This is a genomic window from Moritella yayanosii, assembly GCF_900465055.1.
In the GTDB taxonomy this organism is placed as follows: domain Bacteria; phylum Pseudomonadota; class Gammaproteobacteria; order Enterobacterales; family Moritellaceae; genus Moritella; species Moritella yayanosii.
Window position 1 is genome coordinate 3681837 of sequence record NZ_LS483250.1, and the last position, 21062, is coordinate 3702898.

Sequence of the window (21062 nt, forward strand, 5' to 3'; positions counted from 1 at the left end):
TTTACTCAGAATGATAATAAATAAATATTTGGTTGGCGTACTCTTTTCAAGTGCTTGCTTATTTACCAGTACGGCAGTAACTGCAGCTGAAAATAGCTTCATTGTTGAAGATATTCAAGTCGAGGGCTTACAACGTGTCACGCTAGGTGCGGCATTATTGAATATTCCACTGCGAGAAGGCGATAGCGTCAGTAGCCGTGATATCGCGTTAGCCGTAAAGAAATTATACGCATCAGGTAATTTTGATGATATTGAATTGTACCGTGACGGTGCGACGCTGGTCTTTAAAGTAACGGAATTACCGACTATTAGTAGCATTGAGTTTGTAGGTAATGAAGCGATCCCAGAAGAGCAATTGAAAGAAAGCCTTAATTCATCTGGCATTCGTGTTGGTGAGCCTATCGATCGCACTATTATTCGTTCGGTCGAGCAAGGTTTACAAGAATTCTATTATGGCGCGGGTCGCTACAGTGCGCAAATTAATACCATTATCACCCCATTACCACGTAACCGTGTTGACATTAAATTTAGTTTTGTTGAAGGTAAGTCAGCGAAAATTAAGCAACTTAATATCTTAGGTAACACCGTCTATTCAACGACAGAATTGAAGCGATTATTTGAACTGAGTGATGTTGTGCCGTGGTGGAATTTTATGGCTGATCAGCAGTATCAAAAACAACTGCTCGCTGGTGATTTAGAGAAACTACGTAGTCATTATGTTGATAACGGTTATATCCGCTTTAAAACGGAGTCAACACAAGTATCAATGACGCCGGATAAACAAGGTATTTATATCACCCTTAAAGTCAATGAAGGTGCGCAATATAAATTGGGTAATATTACCTTAACGGGTGACCTATTAGACAAAGAACAAGAGTTACGCGGTTTATTAGCACTTAACTCGGGTGAGCTATACAGTGGTGCGAGTGTAACAGCAACGGAAGAAAGTCTCAGTCGTTATTTAAGTCGTTTTGGTTACGCTTATCCAAAAGTATCGACTTATCCAGAAATCGATGACGAAAACCATACCGTTAATCTCACTATTGCTGTTGAACCCGGTCCACGAATTTATGTACGCCGGATTAACTTTGCTGGTAATGACGTCACTAAAGATGAAGTATTACGTCGAGAAATGCGTCAAATGGAAGGTACTTGGTTATCGAACCGTTTAATTGACCGTTCTAAAGTCCGTCTGAATCAGCTTGGTTTCTTCGAAACTGTCAACACCAATACGGTACGCGTACCCGGTAAGATGGACGTGGTGGACGTTAATGTGCAAGTGAAAGAACAGCCTGCTGGTTCATTTAATGCCGGTATCGGTTATGGTTCTGAGTCTGGTTTAAGTTTAAACATGGGTATTCAACAGGATAACTTCTTCGGTACCGGTAATAAAGCGGGTATTAGTGTCAGTACCAATGACTATTCGAAGAACGCTAGCTTAAATTATACCAACCCATACTTTACCGTTGATGGCGTGAGCTTCGGCGGTAAGGTTTACTTCACTGATTTTGAAGCATCAGAAGCGGATATTATCGATTATAATAACCGGACTTACGGTATATCGGGGACTTTCGGTTTCCCGGTTAACGAAAATAATACCCTGAGCTTTAGCTTAGGTTATGAGTGGAATAAGATCTCGAAAACCACGACGTATGCTCAAACTAAGAAATTTTGGGACATCTATGAAAAAGATGTCGATGCAGATGGTGGTTTCGTGATATTCCAAGGGTTTGATGTGTCAGCGTCTTGGCGCCGCCGTACCTTAAACCGTGGTGTATTTGCGACATCGGGTTCAGAACAAAAAGCTAACTTTACCATGACGGTTCCCGGTTCGGATGTACAATATTTTAAAATGAGTTTTGATAACAAATATTATGTACCGTTATCCAGTAATCACCGTTGGTCAATATTGATGCGTGGCCGCGTTGCTTACGGTAACGGTTATGGTACAACAGACGGTGGCAGTGATCATATTTTACCGTTTTATGAAAACTATTATGCCGGTGGTTTCTACTCGGTGCGTGGTTTTAACAGCAATACCATTAGTCCAAAAGGTATACAGACGACCCCAGGTACCGGTAATAGTGGTGGTGATGTCAAATATGTAACAACGGACTCTTCCGTTGGTGGTAATGCCTTAGCAACGGCCAGTTTGGAACTTATTTTCCCTACACCATTTTTAAGTGAAGAATATGCCAATCTAGTGCGTACTACGGTGTTTGTTGATGCGGGTTCGGTATGGGATACTGAATTTAATTCAAGTGATTATCGAAGTGAAGACTGTGAGAAAGGTTGTGAATACTTTGGCGATTATTCTGATCCGGCGCGATTACGTGCTTCTGTGGGGGTGAGCTTGCAGTGGTTATCACCAATGGGGCCATTAGTATTCTCACTGGCCACGCCATTGAAAGAGTACCAAGGCGATAGAACCGAAGTCTTTACCTTTAATATCGGTACCACTTTCTAAGCTAACTCATATTGATTAAATGCGTGGAAGTACGCATTTAAGTTAAAAATTCACTAGGGACTAAAATGAAAAAATTTATTAAAGCAACGGCATTGGCACTGACTCTAGGTGCATCATTTACTGCCAGTGCAGCGGGATATGCGGTTGTTGACGCCGGTAAGATCTTACAACAACTACCACAACGTGAAGCGATAGGTAAACGTTTAAACGAAGAGTTCCAAACGCGTGCTGTCGAACTGAATAAATTACAAGCAGAGTTAGTATCATTAAACAAAAAGCGTCAACGTGATGCGGCATTAATGACTCCACAAGAACAAACCAAACTGGTGCGTAAATTAGAAGAGTTAGATGTGCAACTAAAATTAAAAGGTCGAGCATTTAAAGAAGACCAGCAGCGTCGAGGTCAAGAAGAAAATAATAAGCTGTTAGTATTATTACAACATGCGATCGAAACCGTGTCTAAGCGTGAAGGTTATGATCTTGTGTTCACTAAACAAGCTGTGCTATTTGTCGATCCAAAATTAGATATCTCGGACAAAATAATACAAGAATTAAGCAAGTAACTATATTTTACGGCGCAACAAATATAGTAAAATAGCGTAAGATTTTTTATCGAATAGAAAGGTTTCACATGGCAATGACGTTACAACAAATAGCAACGGCAATTCAAGCTGAGTTACACGGTGATGGCAGTATCGAGATTAGTGGTATTAATTCGATACAAAATGCACAGCCAGGTAATATTACTTTTTTAAGTGATAGTAAATACAGCGCTCAATTAGCGACAGTTGCAGCGTCTGCAGTTATTGTTAAACCGGATGATCTTGCCGCATGTAATACCAATGCATTAGTGATGAAAAACCCCTATGTGGGTTTTGCTTTAGTGGCACAGTTACTTGACACCACCCCTGCCCCTGCTACAGATATCGCCCCGAGTGCGGTGATTGCTGACGATGTGGTGCTGGGGGATAATGTGGCTATTGGTGCTAACGCGGTTATTGAAACTGGCGTCACACTGGCGGATAATGTGATAATTGGTGCAGGCTGTTTTATTGGTAAAAATAGTCGCATTGGTCAGAGCACTAAACTGTGGGCAAATGTTACTATTTATCATGATATCACCATTGGCAGTGATTGCTTGTTCCAAAGCGGCACTGTGATTGGCGCAGATGGTTTTGGTTATGCCAATGATGGTGGCCGCTGGATCAAGATCCCACAACTCGGTCGGGTTATCATTGGTGATCGCGTTGAGATTGGTGCGTGCACGACGATTGATCGTGGCGCATTAGACAATACCATTATAGCTGATGGCGTGATTTTAGATAATCAATGTCAAGTCGGGCATAATGTAGAAATAGGTGAAAACACTGCAATTTCGGGTGGTACTCTGTTAGCAGGAAGCTTAAAACTAGGTAAACAATGCATGATTGGTGGTGGTTGTGTTATCAATGGTCATATGGAAATAACTGATAACGTAAACATCACCGGCATGTCGATGGTAATGCGTCCGATTGATAAAGCGGGTCTTTATTCATCGGGTATTCCGGCACAAGCCAATCGTGAATGGCGTCGTCAAACTGCCCGCGTAATGAAAATTGATGATATGCATAAACGGCTATCTAAATTAGAAAAAGCTAAATAAATAAAGCTTCGTTGCTACAGGAATAAAATTTTGAGCGAACAAAAAAATACAATTGAAATACAAGAAATCATGTCCCTTCTTCCACACCGGTACCCGTTCTTACTTGTTGACCGAGTATTGGATTATGTACCGGGTAAGTCGATACATGCCATTAAAAATGTATCGATAAATGAGCCTCAATTTACGGGTCATTTCCCAACTAACCCTATTTTTCCAGGTGTTTTAATTTTAGAAGCCCTCGCACAGGCTTCGGGTCTGTTAGGTTACAAATCGGATGGTGGCCCAGCAGACAATGAACTGTATTATTTTGCTGGAATTGATAAGGCACGTTTTCGTAAGCCCGTCATACCTGGTGATGTATTACATCTACATATTGAATTAATTAAAGAACGCCGTGGTATCGCTCGCTTTACTGCAATTGCAAAAGTTGATGGCAAAGTAGTTTGTGATGCGGAGATTATGTGCGCAAGGCGAGAGGCGAAATAGTGATCCATGAAACAGCTATTGTGCATGACAGCGCAAAAATTGGTAATAATGTAAAAATTGGTCCTTGGACTACCATTGGCGAAAACGTTGAGATTGGAGATGACTGTGTGATCGCTTCTCATGTGGTTATCAATGGTCCTTGTAAAATTGGTAACGGTAATCGCTTTTTCCAATTTGGTTCAATTGGTGAAGAGTGCCAAGATCTTAAATATGCGGGTGAAAATACCCGTCTTGAGATCGGTGATAATAACGTGTTTCGTGAAGGCGTTACTATTCACCGTGGTACAGTACAAGACCAAGGTTTAACCAAAATTGGTAGCAATAGCTTATTTATGGTGAATGCGCACGTGGCACACGATGTGATCATCGGTGATAACTGTATTTTTGCTAATAACGCGACATTAGCGGGTCATGTACATATTGGTGATTTCGTTATTTTTGGTGGTCACGCTGCGATCCACCAGTTTGGTAAAGTCGGTTCTCATGCGTTCATTGCTGGCGGTTCAGTTATCATTAAAGATATCCCTCCTTATGTGATGGCATCGGGTCACCATGCTAAGCCTTTTGGTATCAACTCTGAAGGGCTTAAGCGCCGTGGATTTGATGCTGAGGCAATTAAAGCCGTTAAGCGTGCTTACCGGGTATTATTCCGTCAAGGTAATACCGTAACCGAAGCGTTAGTTGCATTAGAAGCAAGTGCCAATGAACAACCAAGTGTTGCTTTGTTTACCGCATTTTTAAAAACCAGTGAACGTGGTATTATTCGTTAATCGTATTCTTTATAGATAGCTTACAATGACAACGAAACCATTACGTATTGGTATGATCGCCGGAGAAGTCTCCGGCGATATTCTAGCTGCCGCCCTGATCAAAGAAATTAAATCCCGTCACCCTGATGCCATTTTCGAAGGTATTGCTGGACCTCGCATGCAAGCGCTTGGTTTTAATACACTGTTTGAAATGGAAGAGCTATCTGTATTTGGTCTAGTGGAAGTACTGGGTCGATTACCGCGATTGTTTAAAGTAAAACGGGAAGTTCTTGCCCATTTTAAACAAAACCCGCCCGATATCTTCATTGGGGTTGATGCGCCCGATTTTAATATTCCCATTGAATTAAACTTAAAAGCAAACGGTATAAAAACCGTACATTATGTCAGCCCTTCTGTTTGGGCATGGCGTCAAAAGCGTGTATTCAAGATTAAAAAAGCCGTGGATATGGTGCTCGCCTTTCTGCCATTTGAAAAAGCGTTTTATGATGAATACGATGTACCTTGCCGTTTTATTGGCCATACTATGGCCGATGCCATTCCATTGGAAGGCGCCGATAAACAGGCGGCTATTGCAGAACTAAAACTCGATCCTAAGCAACGTTACGTGGCGATCTTACCGGGTAGCCGTGCTGGTGAAGTCGGGCTATTGTCGGCCAGTTTTTTAGAAACCGCTATTTTATTAAAACAACGTTTTAGTGACTTACAGTTCGTTGTGCCGATGGTGAATGAACAACGTAAAGCACAGTTTCTCGCGATTAAGCAAGAAGTAGCGCCCGATCTCGATGTGATCGTGCTTGATGGGCATGCGCGTGAAGCAATGGCGGTGGCAGATGCGGTATTATTGGCATCAGGTACAGCGGCACTCGAAACCATGTTGATGAAGCGTGCGATGGTAGTGGGTTATCGTGTTAAGCCGATGACGTATAAGATCATGCTACGCTTGATGAAAGCACCGTTTGTATCATTACCCAACTTGTTGGCAAACAAAGAAATTGTCGCCGAGCGTTTACAAGATGATTGCCAACCCGAGATCTTAGCAGACGAAATGGCCAAACTATTAGAAGCAGACAATGCTAAACTGATGGCACACTTTACCGAGCTACATAAACTGATCCGGTGTGATGCGGATAAGCAAGCCGCGGATGTCGTGCTTGAATTGATTAATGATAAAAATAATGCAAGGCTAAAGACAGGTAAATAATATGTATGATGAAGTAATTTACCCTGAGGGGAAACTTGTTGCTGGTGTTGACGAAGTGGGTCGTGGTCCATTAGTCGGTGATGTGGTTACCGCTGCGGTGATATTAGATCCGAACAATCCCATTGTGGGGCTTACCGATTCAAAAAAATTAAGTGATAAGAAGCGTCAATTGCTCTTTCCTGAAATTAAAGAAAAAGCATTAGCGTGGAGTATTGGTCGTTGCAGCCCAAGTGAGATTGATGAACTTAATATTTTACAAGCCACCATGGTCGCAATGCAGCGTGCGGTTGCTGGACTTGCTCTGCAACCAGAGCATGTATTTATTGATGGTAACCGTTGCCCTGCATTACCGATGCCAGCAGAGGCCATTGTCAAAGGTGATTTGCGCGTGGCAGAAATAAGTGCCGCGTCGATCTTAGCAAAAGTAGTCCGTGATGCTGAAATGGATGAACTGCATGAACGTTACCCTGAATATGGCTTTGCGCAGCATAAAGGTTACCCAACCAAAGCCCACATGGCAAAGTTAGCGGAACTTGGCCCAACAGCAGAATACCGTAAAAGTTTTAAACCTGTGCAACGTGCGCTCGGTTTATTAAAATAAGGTGTGGTGGCCTCGCGCCAGCTTACCGTTATTGTTTTTCATTTTATTTTATCTTTATCTACTCTCAATTAGCAGAAAGTCTTAATTATGGCAGAACCTCGTTTTATTCACCTGCATTTACACTCTGAATTCTCGATGGTGGACAGCTTAATACGTATGAAACGTTTAGCGCCCCGTTTACAAGAACTCAACATGCCGGCGATCGCATTAACCGATCAAACCAATATGTGTGCCTTGGTTAAATTCTATGGTGCGATGCAAAAGGCCGGGGTTAAACCCATTCTTGGTGCGGATTTTTGGGTGCAGAGTGAAGAGTATCCAGAAGAGCAGTTTAAGCTAACCGTATTAGCCAAAGATAACAAAGGCTATAACAACATCACGGTATTGATCTCCAAAGCATACAGCCGTGGTCATGTTGATGGTCGTGCCATTATTGATAAAGCCTGGTTAGCTGAGCATGCCGAAGGCGTTATCATATTATCTGGTGCGCGTAATGGTGATATAGGTAAAGCCCTATTAAAAGGTAATGATGCATTAGCGCGACAGTGTTTAACATTTTACCAAGCACACTTCCCCGATAGCTATTATCTTGAGTTGATCCGTACTGGACGTCAAGACGAAGAAGCCTATCTGCACATGGCTGTCGATTTTGCCAGCCAGCATCAGTTACCTGTTGTTGCCACCAATGATGTGGTGTTCTTAGCTGCAGAAGAGTTTGATGCCCATGAAATTAGGGTATCGATCCATGACGGTTATACGTTAGAAGATAAACGACGACCAAAATTATACAGCAAAGAACAATACTTACGCAGTGAAGATGAAATGTGTGCGTTATTTGCTGATATTCCAGAAGCGCTGGCTAACTCAGTTGAAATTGCCAAGCGTTGTAATGCCACGGTACGCTTAGGTGAAAATTTCCTGCCTAACTTTCCAACCGGTGAACTGTCGACTGCAGATTTCTTAGTCAAAGTATCCGCAGATGGTTTAGTCGAACGTTTAGATTTTTTATTCCCCGATCCCGCAGAACGTGAACGCCAACGTCCTGCCTATGAAGATCGCCTCGAGATCGAATTAAAAGTAATTAACGACATGGGTTTCCCTGGTTACTTCCTGATCGTGATGGAGTTTATCCAATGGAGTAAGGACAACAATATTCCAGTTGGACCAGGTCGAGGGTCCGGTGCCGGTTCATTAGTGGCTTATGCACTGAAGATTACCGATCTTGATCCACTGGAATACGAATTACTGTTCGAACGTTTCTTAAATCCAGAACGTGTCTCGATGCCCGATTTCGATGTCGATTTCTGTATGGATCGCCGTGACGAGGTGATTGATCACGTGGCCGAATTGTATGGCCGCGATGCAGTAAGTCAGATCATTACCTTTGGTACCATGGCGGCAAAAGCGGTTATCCGTGATGTTGGTCGGGTACTGGGTCATCCGTTTGGGTTTGTTGATCGTATTTCTAAGCTGATCCCGGGCGATCCGGGCATGACCTTAGCCAAAGCCTGGGATGTTGAACCACGTTTGGATGAAATGTATCAAGGTGATGAAGAAGTACGCGCGCTGGTTGATATGGCGCGTATTCTGGAAGGTGTAATACGTAACGCGGGTAAACATGCTGGTGGTGTGGTTATTTCACCTACCGTGATCACTGATTTTGCCCCATTGTATTGTGATGATTCAGGTAATAATCCGGTTACCCAGTTTGACAAGAACGATGTGGAAGAAGCCGGGCTGGTTAAATTCGATTTCTTGGGTCTACGCACCTTAACCATTATTCAGTGGGCACTGGATATGGCGAATCCGCATCTCGTGAAGCAAGGTAAAAAAGAGATTCGTATTGAGTCGATTGATATTACCGATCGAAGGTGTTTTGACTTATTACAGCGCTCAGAAACGACCGCGGTATTCCAGTTAGAATCACGTGGTATGAAGGATCTGATCCGTCGTCTAAAACCCGATAACTTTGAAGATATGATCGCGCTGGTGGCCTTGTTCCGTCCCGGTCCATTGCAATCAGGCATGGTCGATAACTTTATTGACCGTAAACACGGTCGAGAAAAAGTATCTTACCCAGATGCCCAATATCAACATGAATCGTTGAAAGAAATTCTCGATCCGACCTACGGCATTATCTTGTATCAAGAACAAGTCATGCAGATTGCCCAAGTCTTATCTGGTTATACCCTCGGCGGCGCCGACATGTTACGCCGTGCTATGGGTAAGAAAAAACCAGAAGAGATGGAAAAACAGCGTGGTACTTTCAAAGAAGGTGCGATCAATAACGGTGTCGACGGTGACCTGGCGATGAAGATCTTCGATCTGGTCGAAAAGTTCGCGGGTTACGGTTTCAACAAGTCCCACTCCGCGGCTTATGCACTGGTATCGTATCAAACGCTGTGGATGAAGACCCATTATCCTTCTTATTTCATGGCCGCAGTGATGTCTGCTGATATGGATAATACCGATAAAGTGGTGACCTTGGTTGATGAAGTGGAACGCATGGGGCTAACGTTGTTATCGCCGGATGTGAACAAAGGTCTATTTAAGTTTAATGTGGAAGAAGACCATACTATTATTTATGGTCTCGGGGCGATTAAAGGCGTGGGCGAAGGCCCTATTGATGCCATTATTGCTGCCCGTGACAGTGGGGGTGAATTCTCCGATCTGTTTGATTTCTGTAACCGTGTTAATTTGAAAAAGATCAGTAAACGGATCATGGGAAAACTGATTTACGCCGGCGCATTAGATAAATTAGGTCCTCATCGCGCCGCCTTACATGCTACATTACCGGAAGCAATGAAAGCCGCGGCGCAACACGCGATGGCCGAAGCGCATGGCCAAAGCGACTTGTTTGGTATTTTAACCACTGAACCAGAAGAAATTGAAAGTAAGTTTGCGGATGTACCTAAATGGCCTGATAAAGTATGGCTGGAAGGGGAGCGCGAAACCTTAGGTCTTTACCTTACTGGTCATCCAATTAATCAGTATATTAAAGAAATTAAGCGTTATTCGACTAATCGCTTGAAAGATGTAAAACCGACCGAACGTGGTAAAGTCGTTACCGCGGTGGGTCTCGTTATTTCTGCACAAGTTAAAGTGACGAAGAAAGGTACCCGTATGGGGATCTTAGAGATTGATGATAAAAGTGGCCGCTTAAGTGTGATGTTTTTCTCAGAAGCGTTTGAACGTTATGAGGAATATATCGCCAAAGATCGCATTTTAGTGATTACTGGAGAGGTCAGCTTTGACGATTTCAATGGCGGGTATAAGATGACCGCCAGAGAAGTTATGGATATTGAAACTGCGCGAGAACGTTATGCGCGTGGTATCACATTGCAGTTAAATGCAGAAAAAATAAATGATACGTTTATGGGTAAGTTTATGGAAACACTTGAACCTTATCGTGCGGGTACTTGTCCCATAAATATAGTTTATCAACGCGCCGACGCGAAGGCTAAATTAACTTTAGGTGTCGAATGGCGAGTATCGCCCACGGATGAGCTTTTATATGAATTAGAGCTGATGCTTGGGTCGGGAAATGTTGATCTTGAATTTGATTAGTGCTGACGTTACAAGATTGTCGTCATTAGCCATTTGCAATAATATTAGATAAGGAAGCAGCGCCTCATGGCCATAAATTTTTTAGATTTTGAACAGCCGATTGCAGAATTGCAGGCTCAGATCAATGAATTAAAACTTGTGACTAACAATACTGATGATGTTGATCTACAAGATGAAATATTTCGTTTAGAAAAGAAGAATGCAGAACTAACCACCAAAATATTCAGTAATTTGAAACCTTGGGATGTCGCTAAGATGGCGCGTCATCCACAGCGTCCTTATACCCTTGATTATATCGAGCATGTGTTTACCGATTTCGATGAACTTGCTGGTGATCGTGCGTTTGCGGATGATAAAGCCATGGTTGGCGGTACTGCGCGTTTAGATGGCATGCCAGTAATGATCATTGGCCAGCAAAAAGGCCGTGATACCAAGGAAAAATTAAGACGTAACTTTGGTATGCCGCGTCCAGAGGGTTACCGTAAAGCCTTGCGTTTAATGAAAATGGCTGAAAAATTCAACATGCCAATCATTACCTTTATTGATACCCCAGGTGCTTATCCTGGTGTTGGTGCTGAAGAACGTGGTCAAAGTGAAGCGATTGCACGTAACTTAAAAGAAATGGCTGGGCTTACAGTACCGATTGTTTGTACTGTGATTGGCGAAGGTGGTTCGGGTGGTGCATTGGCGATTGGTGTGGGTGATCGCGTTAATATGTTGCAGTACAGTACTTATTCGGTGATCTCACCAGAAGGTTGTGCGTCAATCTTATGGAAATCTGCTGATAAAGCCCCTTTAGCTGCGGAAGCAATGGGCATCACTGCTGAGCGACTCAAGAGTTTAGATTTGATTCATACCGTGATCTCAGAACCACTCGGTGGCGCACATCGAGATATACCTTTAATGGCTGCTAATTTGAAAGAGCGCCTTAAAGCGGATCTTGCTGAGCTGACCCCGCTCGGGCATGAAATATTGTTAGAGCAACGTTATGAGCGTCTAATGTCATTTGGTATGTAAGCAGCTATATGCTAAGCGTTATAACGCTACATTGCTATAATGATACAGAGTAATATGGATGAAACCGCTGATAGCGTTATTAGCGGTTTTTTTATATCTATCACGTTTCGGTATATACTGTTCTGCTCTATTCTATTCTAACTGTGATGATAACTGTGGTTACTAACGTCGATCTCTTCTCAACATTTCAGCACGTGTTACAGCCGTTAACGCTCAAACCTTTACAGGTCGTGCTTGCTTATAGCGGTGGCCTTGATTCTCATGTGTTATTGCATTTACTGGCTCGTTATCAGCACCTATATCCACAACATGCTTACCTTGCAGTGCATGTGCACCACGGTTTAAGTGACAATGCCGATGCTTGGTTAGGCCATTGTCAGCAAACTGCTGCGGCGTTAGGGATTAACTTTATCGCCGAAAAGGTGGTGCTTAATGTTGGCCGTCGAGAAAGTTTAGAAGCACAAGCGCGCACCGCCCGTTATCAAGCGATAGCAAAGCATCTTAATAATGGCTCGTTATTATTACTTGGCCAGCATCTTGATGATCAGCTTGAAACATTCTTGTTGCAGCTTAAGCGTGGTGCGGGTGTAAAAGGCTTGTCGGCAATGGCTGCACAGATGCCCTTTTCATTACAAGAAAACTGCCTAATAGTCCGTCCTTTACTGACTCATCCGCAGCAAATGTTAGTGGATTATGCCAGCCAAGCACAATTATCTTGGGTCGAAGACGAAAGCAATAATGACCAGAGCTATGATCGTAACTTCTTACGTCATCAAATTATTCCTAGCTTAAAACTGCGTTGGCCGGGTATTGCGCATGCCGTGCATCGCAGCGCCGAGCTCTGCGCCGAGCAGCAGGCATTAGCAGATGAAATTGCAGAAATAGATGTAGTGACTTGTGCGCATTCTTTTAGTGGATTAAATATTGCTGGATTAGCTAAATTATCAAAAATTCGCCGTAACAATGTCATGCGTTTTTGGCTTGCAGCTCAATACTTACCGATGCCAAGCCGTCACCATTTAGATAAAGTATGGTTAGAAGTAGTGAATGCCGCTGATGATGCCAATCCTCAATTGCGCTGGCAGGCCGGTGAGTTTCGCCGTTATCAAGGTGTGCTGTATAATCAGCAGCAATATGCAGCGTTAAAAGACGTCGTCATAACGCTTGAACATACCCTATCTCAACGTATTACATTACCTGACAATATTGGTACCTTACATTTACAGGATCTGATACAAGACACAATACACAACAAGAGTGGCGTTGATAGCAGCAATGCTATTGGCGATAATGATAGCGGTTGCTGTGTGAAAGCGCCGCTCGCACATGACAAGGTGACTATTCGTTTCCGCGGCGAAGGTACATGTCACCCCGTTGGACGTAGTGGCTCGCGTAGTATTAAAAAGTTATACCAAGAATATCAGGTCGCACCTTGGTTACGCGATCGTATCCCATTAATCTATTATGGCGAAGCGCTGGTGTGTGCGGTTGGGCTTTGGGTGTGTAAGGGCTACGAAGCGCAAGCAGGTTTATATTGGCATGTCACTCGTGAGCGATAGGATGTTATGACAGTATATGATGACAGTATATGATGACAGTATGGCATAATTTGAGTTAGTCAAAAAAAGCAGATGAATAAATCCATCTGCTGCTATTTCTATTTAAAGCTATATTATTAGCTTATAATGAACGGATTATTCAGCTTCTTCTTTGATCGGCTGATGCCCTTTTTCTAAGTGCACGAAGTCAATATCGTCATTACCGTTCACCGTATACGCTTTACCGAAACCTCTCACGTAGCGACCTGTTTGTGGTTCGATACGGAATAGACGGAAATCACTTAGCCCGCTTAGATTCGTAATAATTTCACCAAAACGTGCCTCTAAGGCTGGGATAGCCTGTGCCCATGTATCACTTTCACGATCAATCACTGCAGCGTTGGCTTTGTAGGTTAGACGGTGACGGGCAAAGATTTGTTTAGCGCCTTGCTCATCTTCTAATAGCATGAAAGACAGATTCGGATTCATGAGTAAATTCTGAGTATGCTCTGCAATCTCACTGATTAAAATGTAATAACCATCCGCTAAACGAACAAAGGGTGCATAGCTGATATGTGGGTACCCATCTGCGCTCAATGTTGATAAAATTAACGTTTGACGCTCTTCTCTAAACGCTGCAATTTTCGGTTGTAAGCGATTTTCTAAGCGCTCTTGTTTGTTCATCATCATGATCTGAGTGTCCGTTATATATGTTTAATTAGTAACGATAGCGATAGTTTCGTTGCAGACTGTTTGCGTTGATAGTGCATTAAAACGTGCTATTTGTTCTGGGTTTACTTCGCCATTTTTATCACGACCGAGGTAAATCTTAAATACGCTGTTACCTTTATGGTCAAAGAATTGCACGTAGTAGCTTAATTTACCGCGTACTTTACGGGTAAGTAAGGCAATTACAGATAGATTGTCAAGCTTGAGATGGCCTTGTAAGCCGTCACTATCATGCAATAAATTGTAATAACCGTAAGCATTTTTCCCTTTCGGGAATGGCGCCTTTACCTCAAAGACAAAACCAGAGACTTCAATAATACAAGTCACTTTCCCCCAGTCTGCAATATCGGTTAATAAGCCTTGTGCGTGTTCAACTGGCAGCATATTCACTTCTTGCTCTGGCAATGTTTGGATCACCTCAAGTTCACTGCAATTTAATTCAAGTGCAACCTCAATGCTTCTTAATCGAGGTTTATCTGTCATTAGCTGATGAATCGCATTCCGAGTTGAGTTTTTGTGCATATTGTTAAGCCTTTAAATGACCTTGTGATCGAGGTAGTGAGTGCAGATTAATATAGTACTAATGATAATGCAACCAATTCTCATTTGCATTATGGTGGTTTGTTATTTACACTAGCGAACAAATATTAGTGATGTTTAAGGATAGTCTGTGATCCGCTATGGCTATATTTATTTAACTATCATTATAAAAATTATTAAATTAACTCTGGGTTGGAATGTAGATGAATAAGGTTTGGATTAGCGTTGGTTGTTTTTTATTGTCATTCGGTAGTGTGGCCGGAGACCGTATCATTAGTGCGGGCGCTGGTGTTACTGAACTATTAATTGCCTTGGACAAACAAGATGATCTGGTTGCTGTCGATTTGACTAGTCGTTTTGCGGCGGTAGCTAAATTACCTGTGGTTGGTTATCACCGTCAACTGTCTGCAGAAGGATTATTATCATTAGCACCTGATATACTAATTGGTAGCAGTGAAATGGGCCCGCAATCAACGCTTGATCTATTATCCCAAAGTGGTGTTAATGTGATGGTACTCCCGACTGAAACAACCACAAAAAACCTGCTTGATACCATTACTTTACTCGGTGATAAATTAGATAGAAAATCACAAGCTAAGCAATTAATTATCAAGCTTGACCATGACATTAAGCAGTTAGAAGCAAATCAACAACAAATAAAAACACCTAAAACCATGCTGTTCTTACTGTTAAATGATAAAGGTACTTATACGGCGGCAGGCCGTAATACTACAGCGCACTCGGTAATGACATTAGCCGGCGCGGTTAATCCAGCCGCAGCGCTTAATGCTTACCAAGCATTATCCGCAGAAGCGTTCTTGGCAATGGCGCCAGAAAGTATCTTAGTCAGTGGCCGGCATTGGCAGAAATATCAAGATATCGATACCTTAATTGCGGCAATGCCATTATTAGCACAAACGCCTGCAGGTCGTAACAAAGCGATTTATGTCATTGATGGCCGAGCGCTAATCGGTGGCTTAGGCTTGAATAGTATTGAGCAGGCAAAACAGTTACAGGTTAAGTTATACCCGTATTTATCAGCAAATTTAGAGCTTGAATTAAAGAATTAAGGGCGTATATGTTTGTTAATAGCCGGTGGCCATTGTTGTTACCGAGTGTGGTGTTATTTTTTCTTGTGTCTATGGTGGTGTTGTCTGTCTCTGTGGGACCAATGGCGATCTCGTTTGTTGACAGTATCAAGGCATTATTGGTTGATTGGGTTAATTGGCAATCGCCAGTCAGCACTCAACACGCCATTGTGGTGAGCCATATTCGCTTACCTCGCACACTACTTTGTCTATCCATTGGCGCTATATTGGGTTTAACCGGTGCGGTGATGCAAGGCGTATTTCGTAATCCGCTCGCGGATCCTGGAATTATGGGCGTCAGCAGTGGTGCGGCACTGGGGGCGGGTTTAGGCATTGTTATTTTTGCCGACGTGATGATTGATTTACCGAATTGGTTACAGCTTAGTACGGTCTCTTTTTTTGCATTTACCTTTGCATTAGCGGTTTGTTTACTGGTCTACAAATTAGGGACCAGTAGCCAAGGCAGCTCTGTGGTGGTAATGCTGCTGGCCGGTGTGGCCATTAGTGCGATTGCTGGGGCCGGTATGGGGATGCTAACTTATATTGCCGATGATCAAAGCTTGCGTGATTTGAGTTTATGGCAAATGGGCTCAATGGCGGGCAGTAATTGGCTCAGTATTACTCTCAGTAGTATTACTCTGGTATTTTTGCTGGTGGTATTTATGTCATCAGCGCAAGCATTGAATATTCTATTACTGGGTGATGCAGAAGCTGTCCACCTCGGTATCGATATTGTACGTTTAAAACGTCGGTTAATCTTTTGTTGTGCGATAGGGCTAGGTATTACGGTATCGATTGCGGGCATGATCGGATTTATTGGTTTGATTATACCGCATCTGGTGCGTTTGTTAGTGGGGCCTAATCACCAACGTGTATTGCCATTATCGGCCATGTTAGGCGCATTATTGCTATTACTGGCCGATATATTAGCGCGTACCGTGATGGCGCCAAGCGAACTACCTGTGGGTATTATTACTGCGTTATTAGGCAGTCCTTTCTTTATTATTGTATTGTTACAACAACGATCTAAATTGGGGATATAAACGGATGTTAAACATGACAAACCCGGTTCTGCATTGCCAGCAGTTAAATTATAGTATTGCCGGTAAATGTATTTTTAATGATCTCAATTTGACGTTAGATGAAGGGGAGTTTTTGGCTGTGCTTGGTCCTAATGGTGCGGGTAAAAGTTCGTTGTTCAAAGCCATCACCGGTGAGTTGCAACCCTCCTCGGGGACAATATTCTTAAACGGTGAAATGCGCAGCAATATTAATCGGAGTGAGATAGCTAGGACGCTGGCAGTATTGCCACAAAGCGCCAGCTTAAGTTTCTCATTTCAAGTGATTGATGTGGTGCTGATGGGCGGTTTACAGGCAGATTGTGGTCAAGCTAAAGTACAAGCATTCGCTGATACGATCTTAGCTGAACAAGAGATCGACCATTTAAGAGCACGTACTTACCCGACATTATCGGGTGGTGAGAAACAGCGGGTGCATTTTTCTCGGGTATTATTACAGTTAGCTGTGGGTAATAAGAACAAACCACAGATACTATTATTGGATGAGCCAACAGCGGCTTTGGATATAAATTATCAGCATCAATTATTAAAGACTGCCAAGCATTTAGCACAGACGGGGGTGGCGGTTATTGCGGTATTACATGATCTTAATTTGGCGGCCAAATATGCTGACCGGATCATTTTATTGAAGGACGGTAATATCTGCGCCAATGGCTGTGCCAAGCAAGTGGTGACAACCGATAATATTCGTCACGTTTATGGTTATGAAAGCACGGTGATTAATCATGCCGAGTTTTCACATCCAATTATCATGTAGTGCTGTTTGTTTGTACGCTTTACGGCTACAATCGACTATTCAATAAGTGATAGATAGCAAGATGTAGTCATGAATAGTGGATGTAATGAACACAGGGTTAAGCACAACGTAAATATTAGCGATGAACAGCAAGCATTGATTACACGTGTGATCGTGCGTGCCGGGCAGTTATTACAAGCTTATAACGCTGAAAGTCGAATTATAGAACAGACAACTGAACGTCTTGGTATAGCATTTGGGCTAGACAGCGTCGAAATTGCACTGACCTCTAAAGCCATCATTCTTACCTCTCGATTTGGCGACAACTGTATAACGACCACGCGTACGATGAAAGCCCATGGTATTGATATGGGGATCGTGTGTGAAGTTCAACGCATTTGTATCCTTGCCGAAAAGCAGATTTATGACGTCGAGCAGGTAAAAAAACGCTTAGATAACTTGGATGTGCCTAAATACAATGCCGTCATCGTCGCTTGTTTTGTGGCTTTGTCCTGTGCCTGCTTTAGTCACTTATTTGGTGGCGATAGTATTGTATTTATCTGCACTTGGTTAACCAGCTTTATTGCTATGCGTATTCGCCAATGGCTAACTCAATTACACCATAATTTACTCACCGTGTTTTTTATAACGGCATTTTTTGCAACCTTTATTGGTAGTTTCGCCAGCGGCTTTGGTTGGGGTAATGAACCTGAGCTGATCATGATCACCAGTGTGCTACAACTCGTGCCTGGTTTTCCATTAATTAATGCAGTATCAGATATGGTGAAAGGCCATATCACCATCGGTATGGCACGATGGATGACGGCAACGCTGTTAACGCTTGCTTCTGCACTCGGTATTGTCTTGGCGGTGCAGTTAGCGCAACAAGGAGGCTGGCTATGAGTGAACTATTACTGATGCTGGTGGATGATGCGGTGTTTGCGGGTATCGCTGCATTTGGCTTTGCACTGTTATTCAATGTGCCCAGGCAAGCACTTTTGGCCTGTGTGTTATTTGCCGCCAGTGCCCATGCGATACGCTCACTGTTATTACACGTAAACGTGCCGATTGAGTGGGCATCATTCATTGCTGCGACCTTACTGGGGCTGGCAACTGTGCCTTGGTCTCGGAAAGTGGTGATCCCACGGCCTGTGGTGACGGTTGCAGCTATTATTCCGATGATCCCTGGAGTGTATGCGTATAACACCATGACTGGGTTGATGACGTTACACCATCAAGGTTATAACGCTGCGTTACAGCAGCAAATTGTTGAAAATGGTTTACTGACTATTTTTATTTTGATTGGCTTAAGCTTTGGTCTAGCGATTGCGCCTGTGCTGGTGTACCGTAACCAGCCTATTGTTTGATTAAGGAACTGTTGTGATTGTTTCCATGATTGCCGCACTGGCAAATAACCGCGTCATTGGTTTAGACAATAAGATGCCGTGGCATTTACCTGCCGAGTTACAACTGTTTAAACGTGCCACGTTAGGTAAGCCGATTGTAATGGGGCGTAATACCTTTGAATCAATTGGTCGTCCATTACCGGGTCGTTTAAATATCGTATTAAGTCGCCAAACAGATTATCAACCAGAAGGGGTGACTGTTGTGGCGACCTTGGAAGATGCTGTGGTGGCGGCGGGTGATGTGGAAGAGTTAATGATCATTGGTGGTGCGACGATTTATAACCAGTACTTGGCTGCTGCGGATCGTTTGTATTTGACGCATATTGAATTAACGATCGAAGGGGATACTTGGTTCCCTGATTATGAGCAGTACCATTGGCAAGAAATTGAACATGAGTCTTATGCGGCAGATGATAAAAACCCGCATGATTACCGTTTTAGTTTACTCGAGCGAGTGAAGTAGTCATGTGTTAACTGACGAGTGACATACTTTGAACTGAACTGGAAAATAAAATGCCGCGCTAGTGATAGCGCGGCATTTTTTATAGTTATTGCTGGTGGCTATTACGCCATTGTATCTAAACCAGACTCGAACTCGTCGAATTGCGCATGGATACTTTGGTCTTCTTGTTTACCTATCAGTGAAATGATAACAATCGCTAGAGAAGCAAAGATGATACCCGGTACGATCTCATACAGCTCGAAGATACCGCCACTTAATTGTTTCCATACTACAACCGTTACCGCACCAATAATAATACCCGCAAGCGCGCCATTACGCGTCATACCACGCCAATATAGTGAGATAATTAATGTTGGACCAAATGCGGCACCAAAACCAGCCCATGCATAAGATACTAAACCCAGTACCGAGCTATCAGGGTTCAGTGCCAGCAACAATGCAATGATAGACAGACCGACCACACCGAAACGACCAACAGTCACAAGTTCTTCACTTGTTGCTTGTGGACGAATTAACTGTTTGTAGAAGTCTTCAGCCAGTGCGGATGATGATACCAGTAGTTGTGAATCTGCAGTACTCATGATTGCAGCTAAGATAGCGGCAAGCAGAATACCAGCAATAACAGGATGGAAGATGCTGTTCACTAATAACATGAAGATAGTTTCAGCGTCAGCGATAGTGATGTTGTTGGTATTGGTGTAAACCAGACCCACTAGACCGACTAACATTGCACCAAACATAGACAATGAAGTCCAAACAACCGCAATACGACGTGCTTTAACAAGATCTTTATTGCTGCGTGTTGCTTTGAAACGCGCAAGAATATGTGGCTGACCGAAGTAACCTAGGCCCCAAGCAACTAATGAAATGATGGCAATCGCACTCAGATCTTCACCTTTGCTGTTTTGCCATATGGTCAGTAGTTCCGGATTAATGTCACGCATGGCTGCGGCTAGATCGCTAAAGCTACCGTCCATCGCGCTGAATGGCACGATTAATAGTGCGGCTGACATCAATAGACCTTGTACTAAATCAGTCCAAGAAACAGCCAAAAAACCACCGAATAGCGTATAAGAGACCACACATACCGTGCCGAGTACAACGGCGAGTTGATAATCTAGACCAAATACGGTTTCAAATAATTTACCGCCAGCGACTAAGCCTGAGCTGGTATAGAACAAGAAGAACATCAGGATAAAGAATGCCGAACAAATTTGAATTGCTTTTGAGTTGTCTTTAAAACGACGCGCTAAGAATTCTGGCAGGGTAATTGATTTAGTGACGATACTGTAGGTTCGTAAACGTTTTGCGACGATTAGCCAGTTTAACCAAGTACCTATTAATAATCCACCTGCTAACCAGATCGCTTCCATGCCAGCTGCATACGCGTAACCAGGCAAGCCAAGTAATAACCAACCACTCATATCAGAAGCACCTGCAGATAGCGCTGCTGGCCAAGGACCTAAATTACGCCCACCTAAAAAGTAGTCCGTTGAACTTTTGGTTTGTCGGTAAGCATACACACCGATACCAAGCATAACAGCAAGGTAAACAAGGAATGTAGCTGTAATAATGAAATTATTTTCAATCATGTATATAAGCCTTAGTTGTAAATTTGTTATTCTTTATTGTTATAGTTAAACTCAACCAAACTACGTCAATATACTTGTTTGCGGTGATATTGATGTGGGTTGGCTAAAATTAGCGTGCAGTATATACGAACAATTACGTT

General features: G+C 43.0%; 19 protein-coding genes. 16 read left to right on the plus strand and 3 right to left on the minus strand.

All coding sequences use genetic code 11. From position 1 onward, the window contains the following. The first annotated feature begins 10 nt into the window (after window positions 1-10). The 10 genes from bamA (at window position 11) to tilS (ending at window position 13310) form a co-directional block, all read left to right on the plus strand. Window positions 11-2467, plus strand: a complete 2457-nt coding sequence (gene bamA / locus MORIYA_RS17130) for an outer membrane protein assembly factor BamA (protein WP_112717110.1) — start codon at window positions 11-13, stop codon at window positions 2465-2467. A gap of 65 nt (window positions 2468-2532) precedes the next feature. Beyond that, entirely contained in the window at window positions 2533-3030 is a 498-nt protein-coding gene (locus MORIYA_RS17135) for an OmpH family outer membrane protein (protein ID WP_112717112.1), read from the plus strand. A gap of 68 nt (window positions 3031-3098) precedes the next feature. Then, a complete protein-coding gene (gene lpxD / locus MORIYA_RS17140) occupies window positions 3099-4109 on the plus strand; it encodes a UDP-3-O-(3-hydroxymyristoyl)glucosamine N-acyltransferase (protein WP_112717114.1) in 1011 nt (336 codons plus the stop codon). 69 nt (window positions 4110-4178) lie between these two features. Continuing rightward, a complete protein-coding gene (gene fabZ / locus MORIYA_RS17145; RefSeq protein WP_408632090.1) occupies window positions 4179-4595 on the plus strand; it encodes a 3-hydroxyacyl-ACP dehydratase FabZ in 417 nt (138 codons plus the stop codon). Next, on the plus strand, window positions 4595-5365 hold the full coding sequence (lpxA, locus tag MORIYA_RS17150; protein ID WP_112717118.1) for an acyl-ACP--UDP-N-acetylglucosamine O-acyltransferase: 771 nt from the start codon (window positions 4595-4597) through the stop codon (window positions 5363-5365). Before fabZ ends, lpxA begins: the two co-directional genes overlap by 1 nt. 25 nt (window positions 5366-5390) lie before the next feature. Beyond that, window positions 5391-6566: a lipid-A-disaccharide synthase gene (lpxB, locus tag MORIYA_RS17155; RefSeq protein WP_112717120.1), complete on the plus strand. Its 1176-nt coding sequence runs from the start codon at window positions 5391-5393 to the stop codon at window positions 6564-6566. Window position 6567: 1 nt separating this feature from the next. After that, window positions 6568-7167 carry a ribonuclease HII gene (gene rnhB / locus MORIYA_RS17160; protein ID WP_112717122.1) on the plus strand — a complete coding sequence of 200 codons (600 nt, stop codon included), beginning with the start codon at window positions 6568-6570 and terminating at the stop codon, window positions 7165-7167. Window positions 7168-7254: 87 nt separating this feature from the next. Then, window positions 7255-10734, plus strand: coding sequence for a DNA polymerase III subunit alpha (dnaE, locus tag MORIYA_RS17165; protein WP_112717124.1), 3480 nt, complete (start codon window positions 7255-7257; stop codon window positions 10732-10734). A gap of 66 nt (window positions 10735-10800) precedes the next feature. After that, window positions 10801-11751, plus strand: a complete 951-nt coding sequence (gene accA / locus MORIYA_RS17170; protein WP_112717126.1) for an acetyl-CoA carboxylase carboxyl transferase subunit alpha — start codon at window positions 10801-10803, stop codon at window positions 11749-11751. Window positions 11752-11897: 146 nt separating this feature from the next. After that, the gene (gene tilS / locus MORIYA_RS17175) at window positions 11898-13310 is read left to right on the plus strand and encodes a tRNA lysidine(34) synthetase TilS (RefSeq protein ID WP_112717128.1); all 1413 of its coding nucleotides are present in this window, start codon (window positions 11898-11900) and stop codon (window positions 13308-13310) included. Between the two features lie 135 nt (window positions 13311-13445). On the opposite strand, the gene hutZ is transcribed toward tilS, so the two are convergent. Both hutZ and hutX read right to left on the minus strand, forming a co-directional pair. Further along, window positions 13446-13979 carry a heme utilization protein HutZ gene (gene hutZ, locus MORIYA_RS17180; protein WP_112717130.1) on the minus strand — a complete coding sequence of 178 codons (534 nt, stop codon included), beginning with the start codon at window positions 13977-13979 and terminating at the stop codon, window positions 13446-13448. Window positions 13980-14003: 24 nt separating this feature from the next. Then, window positions 14004-14540 carry a heme utilization cystosolic carrier protein HutX gene (gene hutX / locus MORIYA_RS17185; RefSeq protein ID WP_112717132.1) on the minus strand — a complete coding sequence of 179 codons (537 nt, stop codon included), beginning with the start codon at window positions 14538-14540 and terminating at the stop codon, window positions 14004-14006. Between the two features lie 221 nt (window positions 14541-14761). On the opposite strand from hutX, the gene MORIYA_RS17190 reads away from it, so the two are divergent. The 6 genes from MORIYA_RS17190 to folA all read left to right on the plus strand — a co-directional run bounded on the left by MORIYA_RS17190 (window position 14762) and on the right by folA (window position 19330). Further along, window positions 14762-15628, plus strand: a complete 867-nt coding sequence (locus MORIYA_RS17190) for a heme/hemin ABC transporter substrate-binding protein (RefSeq protein WP_112717134.1) — start codon at window positions 14762-14764, stop codon at window positions 15626-15628. A gap of 8 nt (window positions 15629-15636) precedes the next feature. Beyond that, window positions 15637-16689, plus strand: a complete 1053-nt coding sequence (locus MORIYA_RS17195; RefSeq protein WP_112717136.1) for a FecCD family ABC transporter permease — start codon at window positions 15637-15639, stop codon at window positions 16687-16689. A 13-nt stretch (window positions 16690-16702) separates the two neighbouring features. Next, window positions 16703-17482 carry a heme ABC transporter ATP-binding protein gene (locus MORIYA_RS17200; protein WP_232011659.1) on the plus strand — a complete coding sequence of 260 codons (780 nt, stop codon included), beginning with the start codon at window positions 16703-16705 and terminating at the stop codon, window positions 17480-17482. A 69-nt stretch (window positions 17483-17551) separates the two neighbouring features. Continuing rightward, entirely contained in the window at window positions 17552-18364 is an 813-nt protein-coding gene (locus MORIYA_RS17205; protein WP_112717140.1) for a threonine/serine exporter family protein, read from the plus strand. Continuing rightward, window positions 18361-18828, plus strand: a complete 468-nt coding sequence (locus MORIYA_RS17210) for a threonine/serine exporter family protein (protein WP_112717142.1) — start codon at window positions 18361-18363, stop codon at window positions 18826-18828. The genes MORIYA_RS17205 and MORIYA_RS17210 overlap by 4 nt, the downstream gene beginning before the upstream one ends. 13 nt (window positions 18829-18841) lie before the next feature. Beyond that, window positions 18842-19330 (plus strand): type 3 dihydrofolate reductase, encoded by a 489-nt coding sequence (gene folA, locus MORIYA_RS17215; protein WP_112717144.1) that lies wholly within the window; start codon window positions 18842-18844, stop codon window positions 19328-19330. 101 nt (window positions 19331-19431) lie between these two features. Here folA and putP read toward each other — a convergent pair whose 3' ends face one another. Then, window positions 19432-20922 carry a sodium/proline symporter PutP gene (putP, locus tag MORIYA_RS17220; RefSeq protein ID WP_112717147.1) on the minus strand — a complete coding sequence of 497 codons (1491 nt, stop codon included), beginning with the start codon at window positions 20920-20922 and terminating at the stop codon, window positions 19432-19434. Window positions 20923-21062 lie beyond the last annotated feature (140 nt).